The sequence below is a fragment of the Pseudomonas sp. 2FG genome, assembly GCF_005502935.1.
Lineage (GTDB): Bacteria > Pseudomonadota > Gammaproteobacteria > Pseudomonadales > Pseudomonadaceae > Aquipseudomonas.
The window spans coordinates 45,524-60,874 of record NZ_SCMP01000003.1; the positions used below are offsets into that span (position 1 = coordinate 45,524).

11 protein-coding genes and 2 pseudogenes are annotated in these 15,351 nt (G+C 63.0%); 2 read left to right on the top strand and 11 right to left on the bottom strand.

Going from position 1 to position 15,351, the window contains the following annotated elements; genetic code table 11:
* Positions 1 to 7: 7 nt before the first annotated feature.
* Positions 8 to 2,152: a 3-hydroxyacyl-CoA dehydrogenase NAD-binding domain-containing protein gene (locus FFS13_RS03685; protein ID WP_137817766.1), complete on the bottom strand. Its 2,145-nt coding sequence runs from the start codon at positions 2,150 to 2,152 to the stop codon at positions 8 to 10.
* A gap of 159 nt (positions 2,153 to 2,311) precedes the next feature.
* Entirely contained in the window at positions 2,312 to 3,517 is a 1,206-nt protein-coding gene (locus FFS13_RS03690) for an acetyl-CoA C-acetyltransferase (RefSeq protein ID WP_137817767.1), read from the bottom strand.
* An 839-nt stretch (positions 3,518 to 4,356) separates the two neighbouring features.
* On the opposite strand from FFS13_RS03690, the gene FFS13_RS03700 reads away from it, so the two are divergent.
* Positions 4,357 to 4,716, top strand: coding sequence for a rhodanese-like domain-containing protein (locus FFS13_RS03700; protein ID WP_137817769.1), 360 nt, complete (start codon positions 4,357 to 4,359; stop codon positions 4,714 to 4,716).
* 2 nt (positions 4,717 to 4,718) lie between these two features.
* A complete protein-coding gene (locus FFS13_RS03705; protein WP_137817770.1) occupies positions 4,719 to 5,519 on the top strand; it encodes a cytochrome c in 801 nt (266 codons plus the stop codon).
* Positions 5,520 to 5,624: 105 nt separating this feature from the next.
* Here FFS13_RS03705 and FFS13_RS03710 read toward each other — a convergent pair whose 3' ends face one another.
* From FFS13_RS03710 to FFS13_RS03750, 9 genes and pseudogenes are all read right to left on the bottom strand, one after another.
* The gene (locus FFS13_RS03710) at positions 5,625 to 6,362 is read right to left on the bottom strand and encodes a proteasome-type protease (protein ID WP_137817771.1); all 738 of its coding nucleotides are present in this window, start codon (positions 6,360 to 6,362) and stop codon (positions 5,625 to 5,627) included.
* An 82-nt stretch (positions 6,363 to 6,444) separates the two neighbouring features.
* Positions 6,445 to 7,242, bottom strand: coding sequence for a transglutaminase family protein (locus FFS13_RS03715; RefSeq protein WP_137817772.1), 798 nt, complete (start codon positions 7,240 to 7,242; stop codon positions 6,445 to 6,447).
* Positions 7,239 to 8,189: an alpha-E domain-containing protein gene (locus FFS13_RS03720; protein ID WP_137817773.1), complete on the bottom strand. Its 951-nt coding sequence runs from the start codon at positions 8,187 to 8,189 to the stop codon at positions 7,239 to 7,241. Before FFS13_RS03720 ends, FFS13_RS03715 begins: the two co-directional genes overlap by 4 nt.
* An 11-nt stretch (positions 8,190 to 8,200) precedes the next feature.
* Positions 8,201 to 9,610 (bottom strand): circularly permuted type 2 ATP-grasp protein, encoded by a 1,410-nt coding sequence (locus tag FFS13_RS03725; protein ID WP_137817774.1) that lies wholly within the window; start codon positions 9,608 to 9,610, stop codon positions 8,201 to 8,203.
* A 402-nt stretch (positions 9,611 to 10,012) separates the two neighbouring features.
* Positions 10,013 to 10,720, bottom strand: coding sequence for a type 1 glutamine amidotransferase (locus FFS13_RS03730; protein WP_137817775.1), 708 nt, complete (start codon positions 10,718 to 10,720; stop codon positions 10,013 to 10,015).
* A 136-nt stretch (positions 10,721 to 10,856) separates the two neighbouring features.
* Complete coding sequence (locus FFS13_RS03735) at positions 10,857 to 11,198, bottom strand: ribonuclease E inhibitor RraB (protein ID WP_137817776.1); 342 nt, start codon at positions 11,196 to 11,198, stop codon at positions 10,857 to 10,859.
* A gap of 331 nt (positions 11,199 to 11,529) precedes the next feature.
* Positions 11,530 to 12,292: pseudogene (locus FFS13_RS03740) on the bottom strand (SDR family oxidoreductase).
* Position 12,293: 1 nt separating this feature from the next.
* Positions 12,294 to 13,188: pseudogene (locus FFS13_RS03745) on the bottom strand (alpha/beta hydrolase).
* 67 nt (positions 13,189 to 13,255) lie between these two features.
* Positions 13,256 to 15,346: an LTA synthase family protein gene (locus FFS13_RS03750; RefSeq protein ID WP_137817777.1), complete on the bottom strand. Its 2,091-nt coding sequence runs from the start codon at positions 15,344 to 15,346 to the stop codon at positions 13,256 to 13,258.
* Positions 15,347 to 15,351: the final 5 nt, after the last annotated feature.

A 15,351-nucleotide genomic window follows, 5' to 3' on the forward strand; every position in this document is an offset into this window, starting at 1 on the left:
CAGACGCTCAAAACACCTCGCCCTTGGCCGCCTTCTCCAGCAACAGCGCCGGCGGCTCGAAGCGCTCGCCATACTGCTCGGCCAGGTACTGCGCCCGGGCGACGAAGTCCTGCAAGCCGTATTGGTTGATGAACTGCAACGCCCCGCCGGTCCAGGCGGCAAAGCCGATGCCGAAGACCGAGCCGATGTTGGCGTCGGCGGTCGAGAGCAGTACGCCCTCTTCCACGCAACGCACGGTTTCGATGGCCTGGATGAACAGGATGCGGTCGCGCACATCTGCCTGGGAGATCTGCGCATCAGGCTTCTCGAAGCGGGCTTTCAGCTCCGGCCACAGCTGTTTCTTGCCGTTCGCCGGGTAATCGTAGAAGCCGCCATTGGCCGCTTTGCCTGGGCGTTTGAACTCATTGACCATCAGGTCGATGACCTTGAATGCCGGGTGCTGCGCCATGGTTTTGCCTTCCGTTTGCAAGTCCTTGATGGTCTGCGCGCGGATGTGGGTCATCAGGCTCATGGAGACTTCATCGGAGATCGCCAGCGGGCCGACCGGCATGCCGGCCTTGCGCGCTTCGGTTTCGATCATCGCCGCACTCACGCCCTCGCCGAGCATGGCCACACCTTCGTTGGTGAAGGTGCCAAACACGCGGGAGGTGAAGAAACCACGGCTGTCGGTCACGACGATCGGCGTCTTCTGGATCTGCAGCACGTAGTCGAAGCCCCGCGCCAGGGTTTCGTCGCTGGTGTGCTCGCCCTTGATGATTTCCACCAGCGGCATCTTGTCCACCGGGCTGAAGAAGTGCAGGCCGATGAACTTGTCCTGCTTCTGCACCGCCTTGGCCAGGCCGCTGATCGGCAAGGTCGAGGTGTTGGAAGCGATCACCGCATCGCTCAGCGCATTACGCTCGGCAGCGGCTGTGACCTTGGCTTTCAGCTCACGGTCCTCGAACACGGCTTCGATGATCAGGTCGCAACCTGCAAAGTCCGCATCGTTATCCGTAGCCTTGATCCGCGCCAGGATGCCGTCACGCTTCTCGGCACTCAGCTGGCCGCGGGCCACTTTCGTCTCCAGCAAGTTAGCGGAGTAGCTTTTGCCCTTCTCGGCCGCTTCCACGGAGAGGTCTTTCAACACCACCTCGATGCCGGCAAGCGCCGAAACGTAGGCGATACCCGCGCCCATCATGCCGGCGCCGAGCACGCCGACTTTGCGGGTGACATAGGCTGCCGGACCTTTCGGGCGCGAGCCGCCGGCGTTGATTTCATTGAGCTGGAACCAGAAGGTGCCAATCATGTTCTTCGCCACCTGGCCGGTGGTCAGTTCGGTGAAGTAACGCGCCTCGATGATCTGCGCGGTATCGAAGTCGACCTGGGCGCCCTCCACGGCTGCGCACATGATCTTCTCCGGCGCCGGGAAGCAGCCTTTGGTCTTGTCCCGCAGCACCGACGGCGCGATGGCTAGCATCTGCGCCAGGTTCGGGCTGGAGGGTGTACCGCCGGGGATCTTGTAGCCTTTGACATCCCAGGGTTGCACGGCCGTTGGGTTGGCGGCGATCCAGGCGCGGGCCTTGGCCAGCATCTCGTCGGCGTTAGCGGCGAGGTCGTGAATCAGCCCGGCCTTCAGTGCCTCCTGCGGCCGGACCCTTTTGCCCTCAAGCAGGTAGGGCAATGCCTTTTCCAGGCCGAGGATGCGCACCATCCGCACCACACCGCCGCCACCTGGCAACAGGCCCAGGGTGACTTCCGGCAGGCCGAGCTGCACGCCGCCGCTATCCAGGGCGATGCGCTGATGGCACGCCAGGCAGATTTCCCAGCCGCCGCCGAGCGCCGCGCCGTTGATGGCGGCGACTACAGGCTTGCCGAGGGTTTCCAGGCGGCGCAGTTGGCCCTTGATGCGCAGGATCATCTGGTAGAAGTGGTTGGCGTCGGCTTTGCCGACCTTGATCAACTCGTTCAAATCGCCGCCGGCGAAGAAGGTTTTCTTCGCCGAGGTGATGATTACACCGGCGATGGAGTCCTTCTCGGCTTCCAGGCGCGCGACGGTTTTGCCCATGGCCTCGCGGTAGACCGCGTTCATGGTATTGGCGCTCTGGCCGGGCATGTCGATGGTCAGGACGACGATATTGTCCTGGCCTTTTTCGTAGCGAATGGCGTCAGTCATTTTTATAACCCCATAGGTGGGGGAGCTCTTCAGGGGCGTCGCGAGCGAAGATCAGGCAAGGCGGAAATCGGCTGGGAAGCGGAGTTTACAACTGTAAATGAGCATTCCCGGACGATTTCCAACACAGCCTGATCGAGCGCAGCAGCCACTGAAAGCTCCTTAGATTCGTTCAATAATCGTGGCAATACCCATACCGCCACCGACGCACAGCGTGGCGAGGCCATAACGCAGATTGCGCTGCTCCAGCTCGTCGAGCAGGGTGCCGACGATGGCGCAGCCGGTGGCGCCCAGCGGGTGGCCCATGGCGATGGAGCCGCCGTTGACGTTGACCTTGTCTTCCGCCACGCCCATGTCTTTCATGAACTTCATCACCACCGAGGCGAAGGCTTCGTTCACTTCGAACAGATCGATGTCATCCACGCTCAGCCCGGCTTTGGCCAACGCCTTGCGGGTGGCCGGCGCCGGGCCGGTGAGCATGATGGTGGGGTCGGTGCTGGTAACCGCCGTGGCGACGATCCGCGCCCGCGGCTTGAGGCCCAGCTCCTTACCCTTGGCCGCGGAGCCGATCAGCATGGCCGCGGCGCCATCGACTATGCCCGAGCTGTTGCCCGGCGTGTGTACGTGGTTGATGCGCTCGACATGGCTGTACTGGCGGATGGCCGTAGCGTCGAAGCCCATCTGACCCATCATCTCGAAACTGGGTTTAAGCGAACCCAGCCCTTCGAGCGTCGAGTCGCCACGAATGAATTCGTCGTGGTCGAGCAGGACGATGCCGTTCTGGTCGGTGACCGGGATCAGCGATTTCTTGAACGAGCCGTCGGCGCTGGCGCGGGCGGCTTTCTGCTGCGAGCGCAGGGCGAAGGAATCGACGTCGGTGCGGCTGAAGCCTTCGAGGGTGGCGATCAGATCGGCGCCAATACCCTGCGGCACGAAGTTGCTGCTGATGTTGGTTTCCGGGTCCATGACCCAGGCGCCACCGTCGGAGCCCATCGGCACGCGGGACATCGACTCGACGCCACCGACCACCACCAGGTCTTCGAAACCGGAGCGGATTTTCATCGCGCCGAGGTTGATCGCTTCCAGGCCCGAGGCGCAGAACCGGTTGATCTGCAGGCCGGAAACGCTCACGTCCCAGTTCGCCACCATCGGCGCGGTCTTGGCGATGTCGGCGCCTTGATCGCCCACCGGGGTTACGCAACCGAGGACGATGTCATCGACCTGGCTGGTATCGAGCTGGTTACGCTCCTGCAGGGCCTTGAGCAGGCCGGCGATCAAGTTGACGGGTTTGACGCTGTGCAGCGCGCCATCCTGCTTGCCTTTGCCGCGGGGTGTGCGCACCGCGTCGAAAATAAATGCTTCGGTCATGGCGTCCTCTGGCCTCCAGTTAGGAGGGATAGGTAACGGCGTAAACCTCAGGTTGCATTTCAGCAAACCTGAAATCGCCGGTTCTTGTTTGGCCGGTACACCTTAACGTTAGGGGTGACAGGCTCAATGACCGAAATGCTCAGGGCCATTGACCGCCTTGCTCAGACGAACGGTCAATAGCCCCTCGGCCATTGGCCAGCATGAAAGAAATGTGTCTGGAGCAAGGGTTACCTGAGCATTGTGCGCCGGCAGCCATAACTGAGTACTACTAGCAGCAAGCTGCTTGATGCCAAGTCATCTAAGCGAAGTGTGATGCGGCCCCTAGAGTTGAAAGGGCTAGGTGTCGTTGCCGGGTTTTGCCGGAACGATTCTTGAGTCCACGCCTCGGCGTGACGCGGCAACCCGACAAGCCTTTGGAGCGGGTACCAGGCGCCACACCAACAAGAACAAAAGGCAGAAAGCCATGTTTAAACAGCCAAAAATCCGGCAAGCCAGCTTGATCGTGTTTGCCACCGCGGTGATTTTGATTCTTCCCAACCTAACGCGTCTGATCAGCTGACCGTCAGCCTTTCCAGTCACTGCGCCCTGCCTTTGGCAGTCAACGCAGCGCTGGCAGCCACCAGGCTTGCTCGGGCGGGCGGTCTACGCGCAGGGCAAGCAAATAGCTGAACACCGCCACCCGCAGTGCCGGGGTCGGCGACGGCCATCACCGCTGCCAGTAGCGCCAACAACGCCGCCAGCCTCACCGTCACCGTACTGCGCGAACTCCCAGGCTAGCTGCCGGCGTTGGGCCCAGGCATTGTGCTAGGGTGCCATCGACCTACCCCAAGGAGACGGCTATGCGCACCCTACTCGCAGGTTGTGCCCTGCTTTTCAGCTTGCCGGCCGCTGCCGCAGAGGTCGACCAGAGCGCTGCCGTTCAGGCACTGGCAACGCCCAAAACGCTTCTGATCGATGTACGCACGGCCGAAGAATTTGCCGCAGGCGCCTTGCCCGGCGCCAGCCGTATCAGTTATGAACAAATCGGCACACAGATCGCCGGGCTTGCCCCGGATAAAGACACCCCCATCGTCCTTTACTGCCGCAGTGGCCGCCGCTCAAGCATCGCCCAGGATGAGTTGAGCACGTTGGGTTATACGCATGTGATCAACGCCGGTGGTTACCAAGAGTTGAAAACCGCTTTGGCACTTAAGGATTAAAGATGCGCGCACTGCTGCTCGCCCTGCTGCTGACCATCACCCCGTTACACGCCGCCGAACTGACCTTGGAACTGCCCGCAGGCAGCCGCAGCTGGAGCAGCGCCGAGCTGCTCGCCCATCCACAGGCGCAGCAGATCGAGATCGCCGATGACGTCAGCTACAAGCGTGCCATGACCTATCGCGCCGTGCCGCTGGCGGCGCTGCTCGCGGGTGTGCAGCCGGGCGATCATCTGCAAGCGGTGGCGCTGGATGGCTTTGCCGCCGAACTGCCGGCCGCGCCGCTGCTAAGCAAGACGGGTAGCCGCGCCTGGTTGGCCGTGGAAGACCCGGCCCAGCCCTGGCCGCCGCTGGCCGCGGGAAAACCGAGCGCAGGGCCGTTTTATCTGGTCTGGAGCAACCCGCAAGCCACCAAGATCGGCCCGGAACAGTGGCCATTTCAGGTCGCCAAGATCCGCCGACTTGCTTCGGTGGCGGAACGTTTCCCGGCATTGTTACCGGCTGCCACGGCCAGCGCGGATGTGCAATCGGGCTTTGCACTGTTCCAGAAGAACTGCCTGGCCTGTCATCGGCTGAACACTGCCGGTGACTCGCAGTTCGGCCCGGACCTGAATATTCCGCATAACCCGACCGAATACTTCGCCACTGACTTTCTCACCGCCTACATCCGCGACCCGCAGAGCCTACGGCGCTGGCCGCAGGGCAAGATGCCAGGGTTTAGCGAAGCGCTGTTGAGCGATAGCGAGTTGACCCGGTTGCTCGCCTATCTGCGCCATATGGCCGGGCGCAAGCTGGATCGCTGGTAGGCGGGCTGCTTAAGGCGTGAACCTGCTCCGTTTGCTCGCTCTACACCGGCCGAGCTATACCCCGTGCAACCTCCGCGGTTCCGGCTCGGCCGAACCCCGCGGCGGCTACCCCCAATAGTCGCCCGGCGGCGCCGGCAATTGACCGAGCAACTCGCGCAGACCACGGCACCATTGCTGGCGAATCTCTTCGAAGTAGGCATCGCCCTCGTGCACTCGAAAGCCTGTCGGCACTTCCAGGCTGTCGGTTCGGTACACCAGCAAGTCCAGGGGCATCCCCACCGAGAGGTTGCTGCGGATGGTCGAGTCGAAGGAAATCAACGCGCAACGCAACGCCTGCTGCAAGGTCGTCTGATGGCTGAGGGCGCGATCCAGGATCGGCTTGCCGTATTTGCTTTCGCCGATCTGGAAGTACGGCGTGTCCTCGGTGGAGGCGATGAAATTGCCCTGCGGATAGAGGTTGTAAAGCGCCGGCGCTTCGCCGCGGATCTGCCCGCCGAGCAGAAAGGAGCAGCCCAGGTCTACGCCCTGAGTCAGGGTGGCCGCCCCACCGTCACGAGTCAGCACTTCACGCACGGTATCGCCCACCAGCGTGGCTGCGGCGAACAGGCTCGATACAGAGTGCAAATGCTCGCCCTCCCCGTTCAGACGGTGGCGCAGCAGGCTGATCACCGATTGCGAAGTGGCCAGGTTGCCGGCGCTTTGCAGCACGATCAAACGCTCACCCGGCACACCGAACACATGCAGCTTGCGGAAGGTCGCGATGTGATCGACCCCCGCATTGGTGCGTGAATCAGAAACGAACACCAGCCCTCCGGCCAGGTTCATGGCAACGCAATAGGTCATGCTTCACCTGTAACGAACCAGCGTGCCCGCTGCAGCTGCAAAGGCTGCACCGGGCGCTATTGAGTATCCTGCTAGCGCAGTGCTACTGCTGTTGTACGCGCAACAGCGGGGAAACTTCCACATGCGCGTGCATCTGTTCGCTGCCGCCGCCGCGCCGCATGCCGCGCACCGGGCATGCGTCCAGGTAATCCAGACCGACTGCCAGCTTCAAATGCCGCTCGGGTTTGGCCAGGCAGTTGGTCACATCGAAGCTGTACCAGCCGCCGTCCAGCCAGGCTTCGGCCCAGGCGTGGCTGGCCAGGTGGGCGCTGCTGTCGGTGTACAGGTAGCCGGACACATAGCGCGCCGGAATGCCCAGGCTGCGGGTGCAGGCGAGAAACGCGTGGGCGTGATCCTGACACACCCCCTGACGCCCGGCGAAGGCTTCGGCCGCGCTGGTCTCGACCGCCGTAGTGCCCGGCAGGTAGCTGATGTGCGCATTCAAGGCGTGCATCAGCTCAATCAACCCGGTGCGGTCACGACGGTTCTTGCATTGCTCTTTGGCGAACTCGCGCAGCGCCTGATCCGGCTCGGTCAGACGGGTGACGCGCAGAAACGGCAAGGCCGACTGGCGCTCGTGCTCGGCCTCGCTCAGCTCATCGATCTCGACCTGGCCGCGGGCACCGATGACGATGGACTCATGGGGCTCGTCCAGGGTCAGCACGTGCAGGATATTGCCGTAAGGGTCGAGCTGGGCCCGCACCGGGCGCGGCAGGTTGAGCTGCCAGTTGAGCACCCGCTGGCGTTCACTATCGTGGGGAGTCATACGCAGGTACTGGATGCTCGCGCGCACCTGATCTTCGTAGTGGTAGGTGGTGTCGTGGCTGATGGACAGTCTCATGCGACCTCCAGGTAGGAACTGTGAATGGCTTGGCCCAACTGGCGCACCAGCAGGATGAAATCGGTGAGCCAGCCATGCAGGCCCTCACCCAGGACTTCGTTGATGCTGGTGTAGCGCAGGCGCGCCTCTAGCTCCGCCGCCAGGCGCTGAGCCGGGCGACCGTTCTCGCCCGGCAAGCTGGCGAGCATCAGGTTGAGTTCATCCATACAGGCGCGCAACGAACGCGGCACCTCTGGACGCAGCAGTAACAGCTCGGACACTTTGCGCGTGCCCGGCGAGCCCCGGTAAATCTCGGCGAAGGCCTCGAACGAGGACAGCGCGCGCAGCAGTGCGCTCCACTGGTAGTAGCTGCGCGCCGGGCGACCATCGGTTTCGTCGATATCCTCGCCGAGCATTTCGTAGCGCGCATCGAGCAGGCGCAGGGTGTTGTCGGCCCGTTCGATAAAGGTGCCGAGGCGGATGAAGCGGTACGGGTCACCCCGCATGATGGTGCCGAAGGTGGCGCCACGGAACAGGTGCGAACGCTCCTTGACCCACTCGCAGAAGCGGCTGATGCCGTAACGCCCCAGCCCCTGCTCGGCGATGCCGCGAATCTCCAGCCAGGTGGCGTTGATGTTCTCCCACATGTCCGCGGTGATGCGCCCGCGCACCGCATGGGCGTTGCTGCGCGCCGCCCCCAGGCAGTTGTAGAGGCTCGCCGGGTTCTGCGCATCCAGGGCGAAGAAATGCAGCATGCGCTCGGCATGCAGCGGGCCGTGACGAGTCAGGTACTCGTCCAGGGTGCCGGTGATCAGCAGCGGCAGGGCCAGTTCTTCCAGGCCATCGCCGCGACCGTCCTGCGGCATCAGCGACAGCGAATAGCTGACCTCGAGCATCCGCGCGAGGTTCTCGGCACGCTCCAGGTAACGCGACATCCAGTACAGGTCAGAGGCAGTTCTACTGAGCATGATGCGATTCCTTAATCCTCGACGACCCAGGTGTCCTTGGTGCCGCCGCCCTGCGACGAGTTGACCACCAGCGAACCTTCGCGCAGCGCCACGCGGGTCAGGCCGCCCGGCACCAGGCGGGTTTCCCGGCCGGACAGGACGAACGGCCGCAAATCGATATGCCGCGGCGCTATGCCGTTCTCGACAAAGGTCGGGCAGGTCGACAGACACAGGGTCGGCTGGGCGATATAGGCCTCCGGCTTGGCGATCAGCCGCGCGCGGAAGGCTTCGAGTTCCGCCTTGCTCGCCGCCGGCCCGACCAGCATGCCGTAGCCGCCGGAGCCCTGGGTTTCCTTGACCACCAGCTCCGGCAGGTTAGCCAGCACATGGGACAGTTCTGCGGGCTTGCGACACTGCCAGGTCGGCACGTTCTTGAGAATCGGTTCCTCGTCCAGATAGAAACGGATCATGTCGCCGACGTAGGGGTAGATCGACTTGTCGTCCGCCACGCCGGTACCGATGGCGTTGGCCAGCACCAGGTTGCCGGAGCGATAGGTCGAGAGCAGCCCCGGCACGCCGAGCATGGAATCCGGGTTGAAGGCCAGCGGGTCGAGGAAGGCGTCGTCGAGCCGCCGGTAGATCACATCCACCTGTTTGGCGCCGGCGGTGGTGCGCATATAGAGCTTGTCGTCGCGGACGAACAGGTCGGCCCCCTCGACCAGTTCCACCCCCATCTCACGGGCGAGGAAGGCATGCTCGAAATAGGCACTGTTGAAGCGCCCTGGCGTGAGCACCACCACGTTGGGATTATCCAGCGGGCTGGAGGTCTTCAGGGTGTCGAGCAGCAGGTTCGGGTAGTGGTCGATAGGCGCGATGCGCTGGGCGGCGAACAGCTCGGGGAACAGGCGCATCATCATCTTGCGGTCCTCGAGCATGTAGCTGACGCCGCTCGGCGTGCGCAGGTTGTCCTCCAGCACGTAGTAGCTGCCGTCGCCGTCGCGCACCAGGTCGACGCCGGCGATATGCGCATACAGATCGCGGTGCAGATCGAGGCCCTGCATCGCCAACTGGTAGCCCTCGTTGGCCAGCACCTGCTCCGCGGGAATGATCCCGGCCTTGATGATGCGCTGGTTATGGTAGAGGTCGGCGAGGAACATATTCAGCGCCTGCACCCGCTGGATGCAGCCGCGCTCGACCACGCGCCACTCGCTGGCCGGAATACTGCGCGGAATGATGTCGAAGGGGATCAGTCGCTCGGTGCCCTGGTCGTCACCGTAGAGGGTGAAGGTGATGCCTGCGCGATGGAACAGCAGGTCGGCCTCCCGGCGGCGCTGGGCCAGCAGCTCAGCCGGGGTGTCCGCCAGCCAGCGGGCGAACTCCCGATAGTGCGGGCGGCAGTCGCCGTTCGCCTGGTACATCTCGTCATAAAAGGTGCGGTTCATGCCGTACTCCTTGTCACCCGGACGTACTAGAGCACTGCAAAGCCCGAGCCAGCAGACTTATTCCATACAGATCAAAAGGTTACAGGCAGAGCAAAAATTCGACGCACCACTACCGCGCAGCGCAGTACCCGCCTCGGTTCGCCACGCCCCATGGCGCAGCGGCCCGTCTATGGTTGCTCTAGCTTAGGCGGGCTCGATTTCATCAGGGTGCGCGAACTGCGCATAATCGGCCGGGCTATGTCGGGCGCGCATTGGAAAATCGAAAACCCGTAGGAGCGGGCCATGCCCGCGATGCTTGAGGGGCTTTCGCGGGCATGGCCCGCTCCTACGGAAAGCTGCAGCACCATTGGCCCGAGCCCAGCGCGATCGCCGACCTTTCGCGTGGGTCGCGGCGGCCCAGACTCAAGCAAACGCCAGCTTCAACCAATGCCGATAAAACCCTTCGGCCACCTGATTAAGCGCCGCCACCTTAGCCGGCAAGTCGTCGAGCATCTGCGTTCGAGGCTGCTGGCTCGGTTGCGTTTCGTCGAGCAGATGAGCCCAGTCGGTCAGCCACAGGCGCACCAAATCTTCGGTCATTTCCGGATGGCCTTGCAGCGCCAGCACCTTATCGCCCCAGGCAAACGCCTGGTTGGGGCACCAAGGGCTGGATAACAGACGCTGCGCGCCTTCGGGCAGGTCAAAGGTATCGCCGTGCCACTGATACACCGGGAACTCCTCCGGCAGGTGTGCCAGCCAGGGGTTGCCTGCCGCTTGACTCGACTGACAGAGCAGCTGCCAACCAATCTCGCTGTAAGGCATACGATGAATTGGGGCGCCCAACGCCTTGGCCAGCAGCTGGCCACCCAGACAGTGACCGATCAGGGGAATATCGCGCCGAACAAAATGCCGCAACGCGGCAATTTCTGCCCCAATCCAGGGCAAGGGATCATTGACGCTCATCGGCCCACCCATGATGGCTACCGCCTTGGGCCGGTCGAGGTCATAGCCCTGCAACTCGCCCAAATCGGCGCGTAGCACGCAGAAGTCGAGCTGCTGCGTATCCAGCACACGGGCCAGATGACCGGCGGGACAAAAATCAGCATGGGTGAGAATCAGGATATCGGTCATGACTGAACTACCTCTTTTTCTCAGTCTGACGCAAACGCCGTGCCGTGGTCGAGTAAAGGAAATGTCTGATTTAGCGGGGTATTTGGCAACACCGACCGACCTTGCGGTCAGCCGGTGCGTTCTGGCCGAGGCTGCACTAAACGCGCAGCCCCTTGATCTCCTGGGTCACCCCCCAGCCATCGAGCACCCCTCCGAGCGGTGCGACCACTAACTCCAAGTCCTGCTCGAAGTCGCCAATGCCGTCGTAGGTGGCATACATCACTTTGCTGATCAGTAGGTGCCAGGCCCCGTCATCGCGCGCGGTTACCTGGGCGTTTAACGACTCAGTGCGAAAATTTTTAGCCGCCATCCGGGCCCGCTCCTCGTCCGGGAAAATGGCGTAGAACTCGATTGGATGAATACGTGCGAAATCAAAGCCGCCCTCTTTCATGCGGCGCAGAACATTGCTGCTGACATCATTGTGGAAGGCTGTGCCCATGATGCGACCCCCTCTCAAGCGATGGATGGATAGACCGCTTTCCCATTGCTGCTGCCAACCCAACGGCGCTGGCGTCGCGACACGCTAGTAGCCGTGCCGCCCGAGGATCAAGCGTGTAACTGCTTGATGTGGCATAAGCCAGACCTAAAACTGAAGCCTGGTCGACGGCGGGCCACTAAGAGCAAATAACCCAGAACCGTCTTTTGCAGGGTAGTGCTTTCGGGCCGGCTCTGCTGGCCCGAGAGACAACTTGTGACAATCGCGGCGACCGGCGGCACCCGAGCCGTCGACAAGGCATTCGCCCGACGCCAGAGCAACGCAGGCTGATGCCTTACTCGCGACTCAGCCATCCCATGATCCATCGGTTAAGCCACTGCGGCGAGATTTGCCCCGCCCAGTACATCAGCTTGAACTGCAAGCTGATCGGCCGATGCAGCGCCGCGCCCTGAGCCTGTTGCCAAGCGGCCGCGGCGATGTCTTGTGCGGTCAATTTGACGCCCAGGGGGGCGCATCACCGGCGCCTCGAAGCCTTGGCTGGAAACCATCGGCGTCCGCACGAAGGGCGGCATCAGGTCGCCGACGCGAATGTCATGCTGGCGCCACTCCAGCTCCAGCGCCTCGGTCAGCCCGTGCACGGCGAACTTGGAGGCCGAGTAACTGGCCAGATGCGGCACGCCATACAGCCCGGAGGCCGAGCCCATATTGATCACCTGGGCATTCGGCGTGGCTTGCAGATAAGGAAACGCCGCGTGGGTCATGTTGAGCAAGCCGATCACGTTGATCTGCATGATCCGCGCGTGCTCGGCGATGTCGATCTGCTCGAAATTGCCGCATTGCAGGATGCCCGCGCAGTTGAACAACAGGCGCAGCTGGCCGTGATGCAGGGCGGTGAAATCCGCCAAGACGGCCTGCACCGCAGCCGGGTCGGTGACGTCCAGTTCGGCATGCCAGACGCCACCCAATTCGGCGGCCAAACTGGCGAGCGCGACATGGTTGATATCGAGCAAGCCGACCTTCCAACCCCGCGCATGGAACAGGCGCGCGGTCGCGGCGCCGATGCCGGAAGCGGCACCGGTGATCAGAATATTGTCCATCTCAGCGTCCTTGCTTCTGTAGAAAACCCGCCACCCGGGCCAAGGCCAGATCGGCCACAGCGAGCATGCCGGCATGGGCCTGGAACACATGCCACAACCCCGCATAGCGCTCCAGTTTGACCGTCACCCCGGCGGCCTTGGCTTGCTCGGCGAGGCGCAGGCTGTCGTTCAACAGCAACTCATCCTCGCCCACCTGAATCAGCAGCGGCGGCAGTCCCGTCAGGTCGGCATACACCGGCGACAGGCCCGGATCGCGCCGATCCAAGCCCGCCGGGCAATACAAGCCGACCGCCTGCTGCATCCAGGCCGGGTGAAGCAAGGGATCGCCGGCTGGCGGCTTATGCAGCTGGTTGCAGCTGGCATCCGTCCAGGGCGAGAAGCACACCAGCGCGGCCGGCAGCGGTAGCCCCAGCTGTTTTAAACGCAGCGCGGTGATCAGGCTCAGATTGCCGCCCGCCGAGTCGCCGCCGATCACGATCTGCGCGGCCGTATGGCCCTGCGCGAGCAACTCGCGATAAGCCGCCAGCGCATCCTCCAACGCTGCCGGATAGGGGTGCTCAGGCGCCAAGCGGTAATCCAGCGCACACACCGCCATGCCGCAGCGTTTGGCCAAATGGCTGGTGATGTTGCGATGGGTCGCCGGTGAGCCGATCAGGTAGGCGCCGCCATGCAGGTACAGCAGCACACGGCCACTGTCCTGCGCCGGGCGCTGCCACTCGCAGGCTCTGCCCGCCAAGGTGCCGCTTGAGCGCTCAATCCCCCGTGGCGGTGAGGCCACGGATAATCGCGCGCTGCCCGGCAATCGGCATGGGCGGGCGTACCAGGCCGCGGAACAACAGGTACAAGCTGCGGCGCAACACGCCAGCCAGCAGGCGCTGGCTCACCCGCCCTACCAACTTTCACCCTTATCGAGCAAACACTAGAAAGGGGCCTTACGGCCTGCTAGTGCTCAAGCAGCTGTTATCAATGGCTATCCGGTTTGCTGTCCACAACCCCTGCCGTGTTGTCCAGCAAGCTCTTGGTCGCCGTTTGCAGGAAGGCTTCGAGCTTCTTCTTCAATGCGGGATCGATATCGCCCGGCACCCGTTCGGCTTTGGAGTCGGCCCCTAGCTGGTAGTCATACAGGCGCGGCTCGAAGCCCTTGGGCTGGATCAGGATGCGCTTGGGCGTGAGGATGGCAACGGTCTGTTCGCCGCCAGAAGGTTTGATCACGCCAATACCCTGATCGCCTTCCGGCAGGTTGAGCAGGTCGCGGCCCCAGCACTGGTGCCGCACTTCACCACCGAGGCGGCCCATGATGGTCGGCACTATGTCGATCTGGGTGCCGACGGTGTCGCGGGTGGTGCCAAATTTCTCCTGAATGCCCGGGGCGATCAGCAGCAAGGGCACGTTGAAGCGGTACAGGTCCATCTCCGTCAGCTGTTCGTTACTGCCGAAGCCGTGGTCGCCGACTATGACGAACAGGGTGTCCTTGAAATACGGCGCCTTGCGCGCCTTCTCGAAGAACTGGCCCAGGGCCCAGTCGGAATAACGCATGGCGGTCAAATGCTCATCTAGCGAGCCGTGGCCGCTGACGCGTTCTACCGGCAGGTCTTTCGGCAAGGCGTAAGGCGTGTGATTGGACAAGGTTTGCAGCAAGGCATAGAAGGGTTTTTCGCCAAAGTTCTTCTCCAGTTCAGCCGCACCGCGGTCGAACATGTCCTGGTCGGACACGCCCCAGGTCGGGTCCATAAACACCGGGTCGACAAAGTCTTCGCGACCGATGAAGTCGGTCATGCCTTGGTTGCTGAAGAATCCCGACTGGTTGTCCCACTGGAAGTTGCCGTTGTAGACATACAGGTTGTCGTAATCGCGGGCGCTGAGCAGTTGCGGCAAGCCGGAGAACTGGTGGCCGCCTTCCGGCATGCGCATCAGGTACTCGAAGCTCGGCAGGTTGGGGAAGCAGGCCATGGTGGCAAACATGCCCTGGTGGGTATGGGTGCCATTGGAGAAGAAGCGCTCGAACAGCAGGCCTTCCTTGGCCAGTTTGTCGAAGTTCGGGGTGATGTTGTCCGGGCTGCCTAGGGCGCCGACGTAGTGGCCGGCGAAGCTCTCCATCAGGATCACCACCACGTTGCGGATCGGCAACGTGCCATCGGCCGGCGGCGTGAAGTCGCGGCGAATGGCGGCCTGGTCGGCATCCACCAGCTTGTCGTTGGGCGTCAGCAGCATTGCACGGACAGCCTGCAGGGCTTCGGCATCCGCCATGGTCGACTTCCAGGCGTTGTCTCGGTGCGATGACAAGCTGGCCTGGGCCGCCGAGACCAGGGTCAGGGTGCCGTTCAGGCCGAGTTGGTTGGCGAACATCGAATCGGTGGTGTAGGCATCGCCCCAGCGCAGCGGCGGGCCCTGACGCACGGTGCCGCGCGCCGCCAGAACGGCCAGTGCCAGACAGAGCACAAACGCCATACCACGCCAGTGCCAAGGCGCCGAATGGCTGGCGGCAGAGGAGGGCAGCACCGCCGTGGCTGGCGGCCGGCTGATGGAGTCGAGGCCCTTGAACAGATTAGCCAGCAGCCAGGTCGCCAGCGCCCAGCCCAACAAGTAGCGGCCAACCGGGAAGCCGTGCCAGAGCATGCTGAGTACCGTCTGCGGGTCTTCCTGGAAATACTGGAACACCAGGCTGTTCAGGCGCTGGTGAAACTGGCGATAGAAATCCAACTCGGTCAGCCCGAGAAACAGGGTGATGCTGGCGAACACCGTCAGCCAGATGCAATGCAGGCCACGGGCGGCCATGGCACGCACGCTGAACAACGCCAGCAGCAACGGCGCGCAGGCATAGACCACCACCCGCAGGTCGAAGCGCAGACCGTTGAAAAACGCCTCGGCGAAAGTCGCTGCGGGGGTGACGCCGATCAGCTCGCGGTTGTAGACCAGCAGGGCCACGCGCAGCAGCGAGTACATCAGCAGCAAGACCAAGGCGCTCAAGAGCGTGAACGCGAGGTGACTCTTCACCGTGGGGCGGAGTAAGCGCGATGAGGAATGCTGGTTACTCAGGGCGTCCGTGTTAGCCATGTTGA

What these genes read in the sequence shown, in the direction of transcription:
- FFS13_RS03685 (WP_137817766.1), bottom strand. Translation starts at nt 2,152, where the DNA reads ATGACTGACGCCATTCGCTACGAAAAAGGCCAGGACAATATCGTCGTC.
- FFS13_RS03690 (WP_137817767.1), bottom strand. Translation starts at nt 3,517, where the DNA reads ATGACCGAAGCATTTATTTTCGACGCGGTGCGCACACCCCGCGGCAAA.
- FFS13_RS03700 (WP_137817769.1), top strand. Translation starts at nt 4,357, where the DNA reads ATGCGCACCCTACTCGCAGGTTGTGCCCTGCTTTTCAGCTTGCCGGCC.
- FFS13_RS03705 (WP_137817770.1), top strand. Translation starts at nt 4,719, where the DNA reads ATGCGCGCACTGCTGCTCGCCCTGCTGCTGACCATCACCCCGTTACAC.
- FFS13_RS03710 (WP_137817771.1), bottom strand. Translation starts at nt 6,362, where the DNA reads ATGACCTATTGCGTTGCCATGAACCTGGCCGGAGGGCTGGTGTTCGTT.
- FFS13_RS03715 (WP_137817772.1), bottom strand. Translation starts at nt 7,242, where the DNA reads ATGAGACTGTCCATCAGCCACGACACCACCTACCACTACGAAGATCAG.
- FFS13_RS03720 (WP_137817773.1), bottom strand. Translation starts at nt 8,189, where the DNA reads ATGCTCAGTAGAACTGCCTCTGACCTGTACTGGATGTCGCGTTACCTG.
- FFS13_RS03725 (WP_137817774.1), bottom strand. Translation starts at nt 9,610, where the DNA reads ATGAACCGCACCTTTTATGACGAGATGTACCAGGCGAACGGCGACTGC.
- FFS13_RS03730 (WP_137817775.1), bottom strand. Translation starts at nt 10,720, where the DNA reads ATGACCGATATCCTGATTCTCACCCATGCTGATTTTTGTCCCGCCGGT.
- FFS13_RS03735 (WP_137817776.1), bottom strand. Translation starts at nt 11,198, where the DNA reads ATGGGCACAGCCTTCCACAATGATGTCAGCAGCAATGTTCTGCGCCGC.
- FFS13_RS03750 (WP_137817777.1), bottom strand. Translation starts at nt 15,346, where the DNA reads ATGGCTAACACGGACGCCCTGAGTAACCAGCATTCCTCATCGCGCTTA.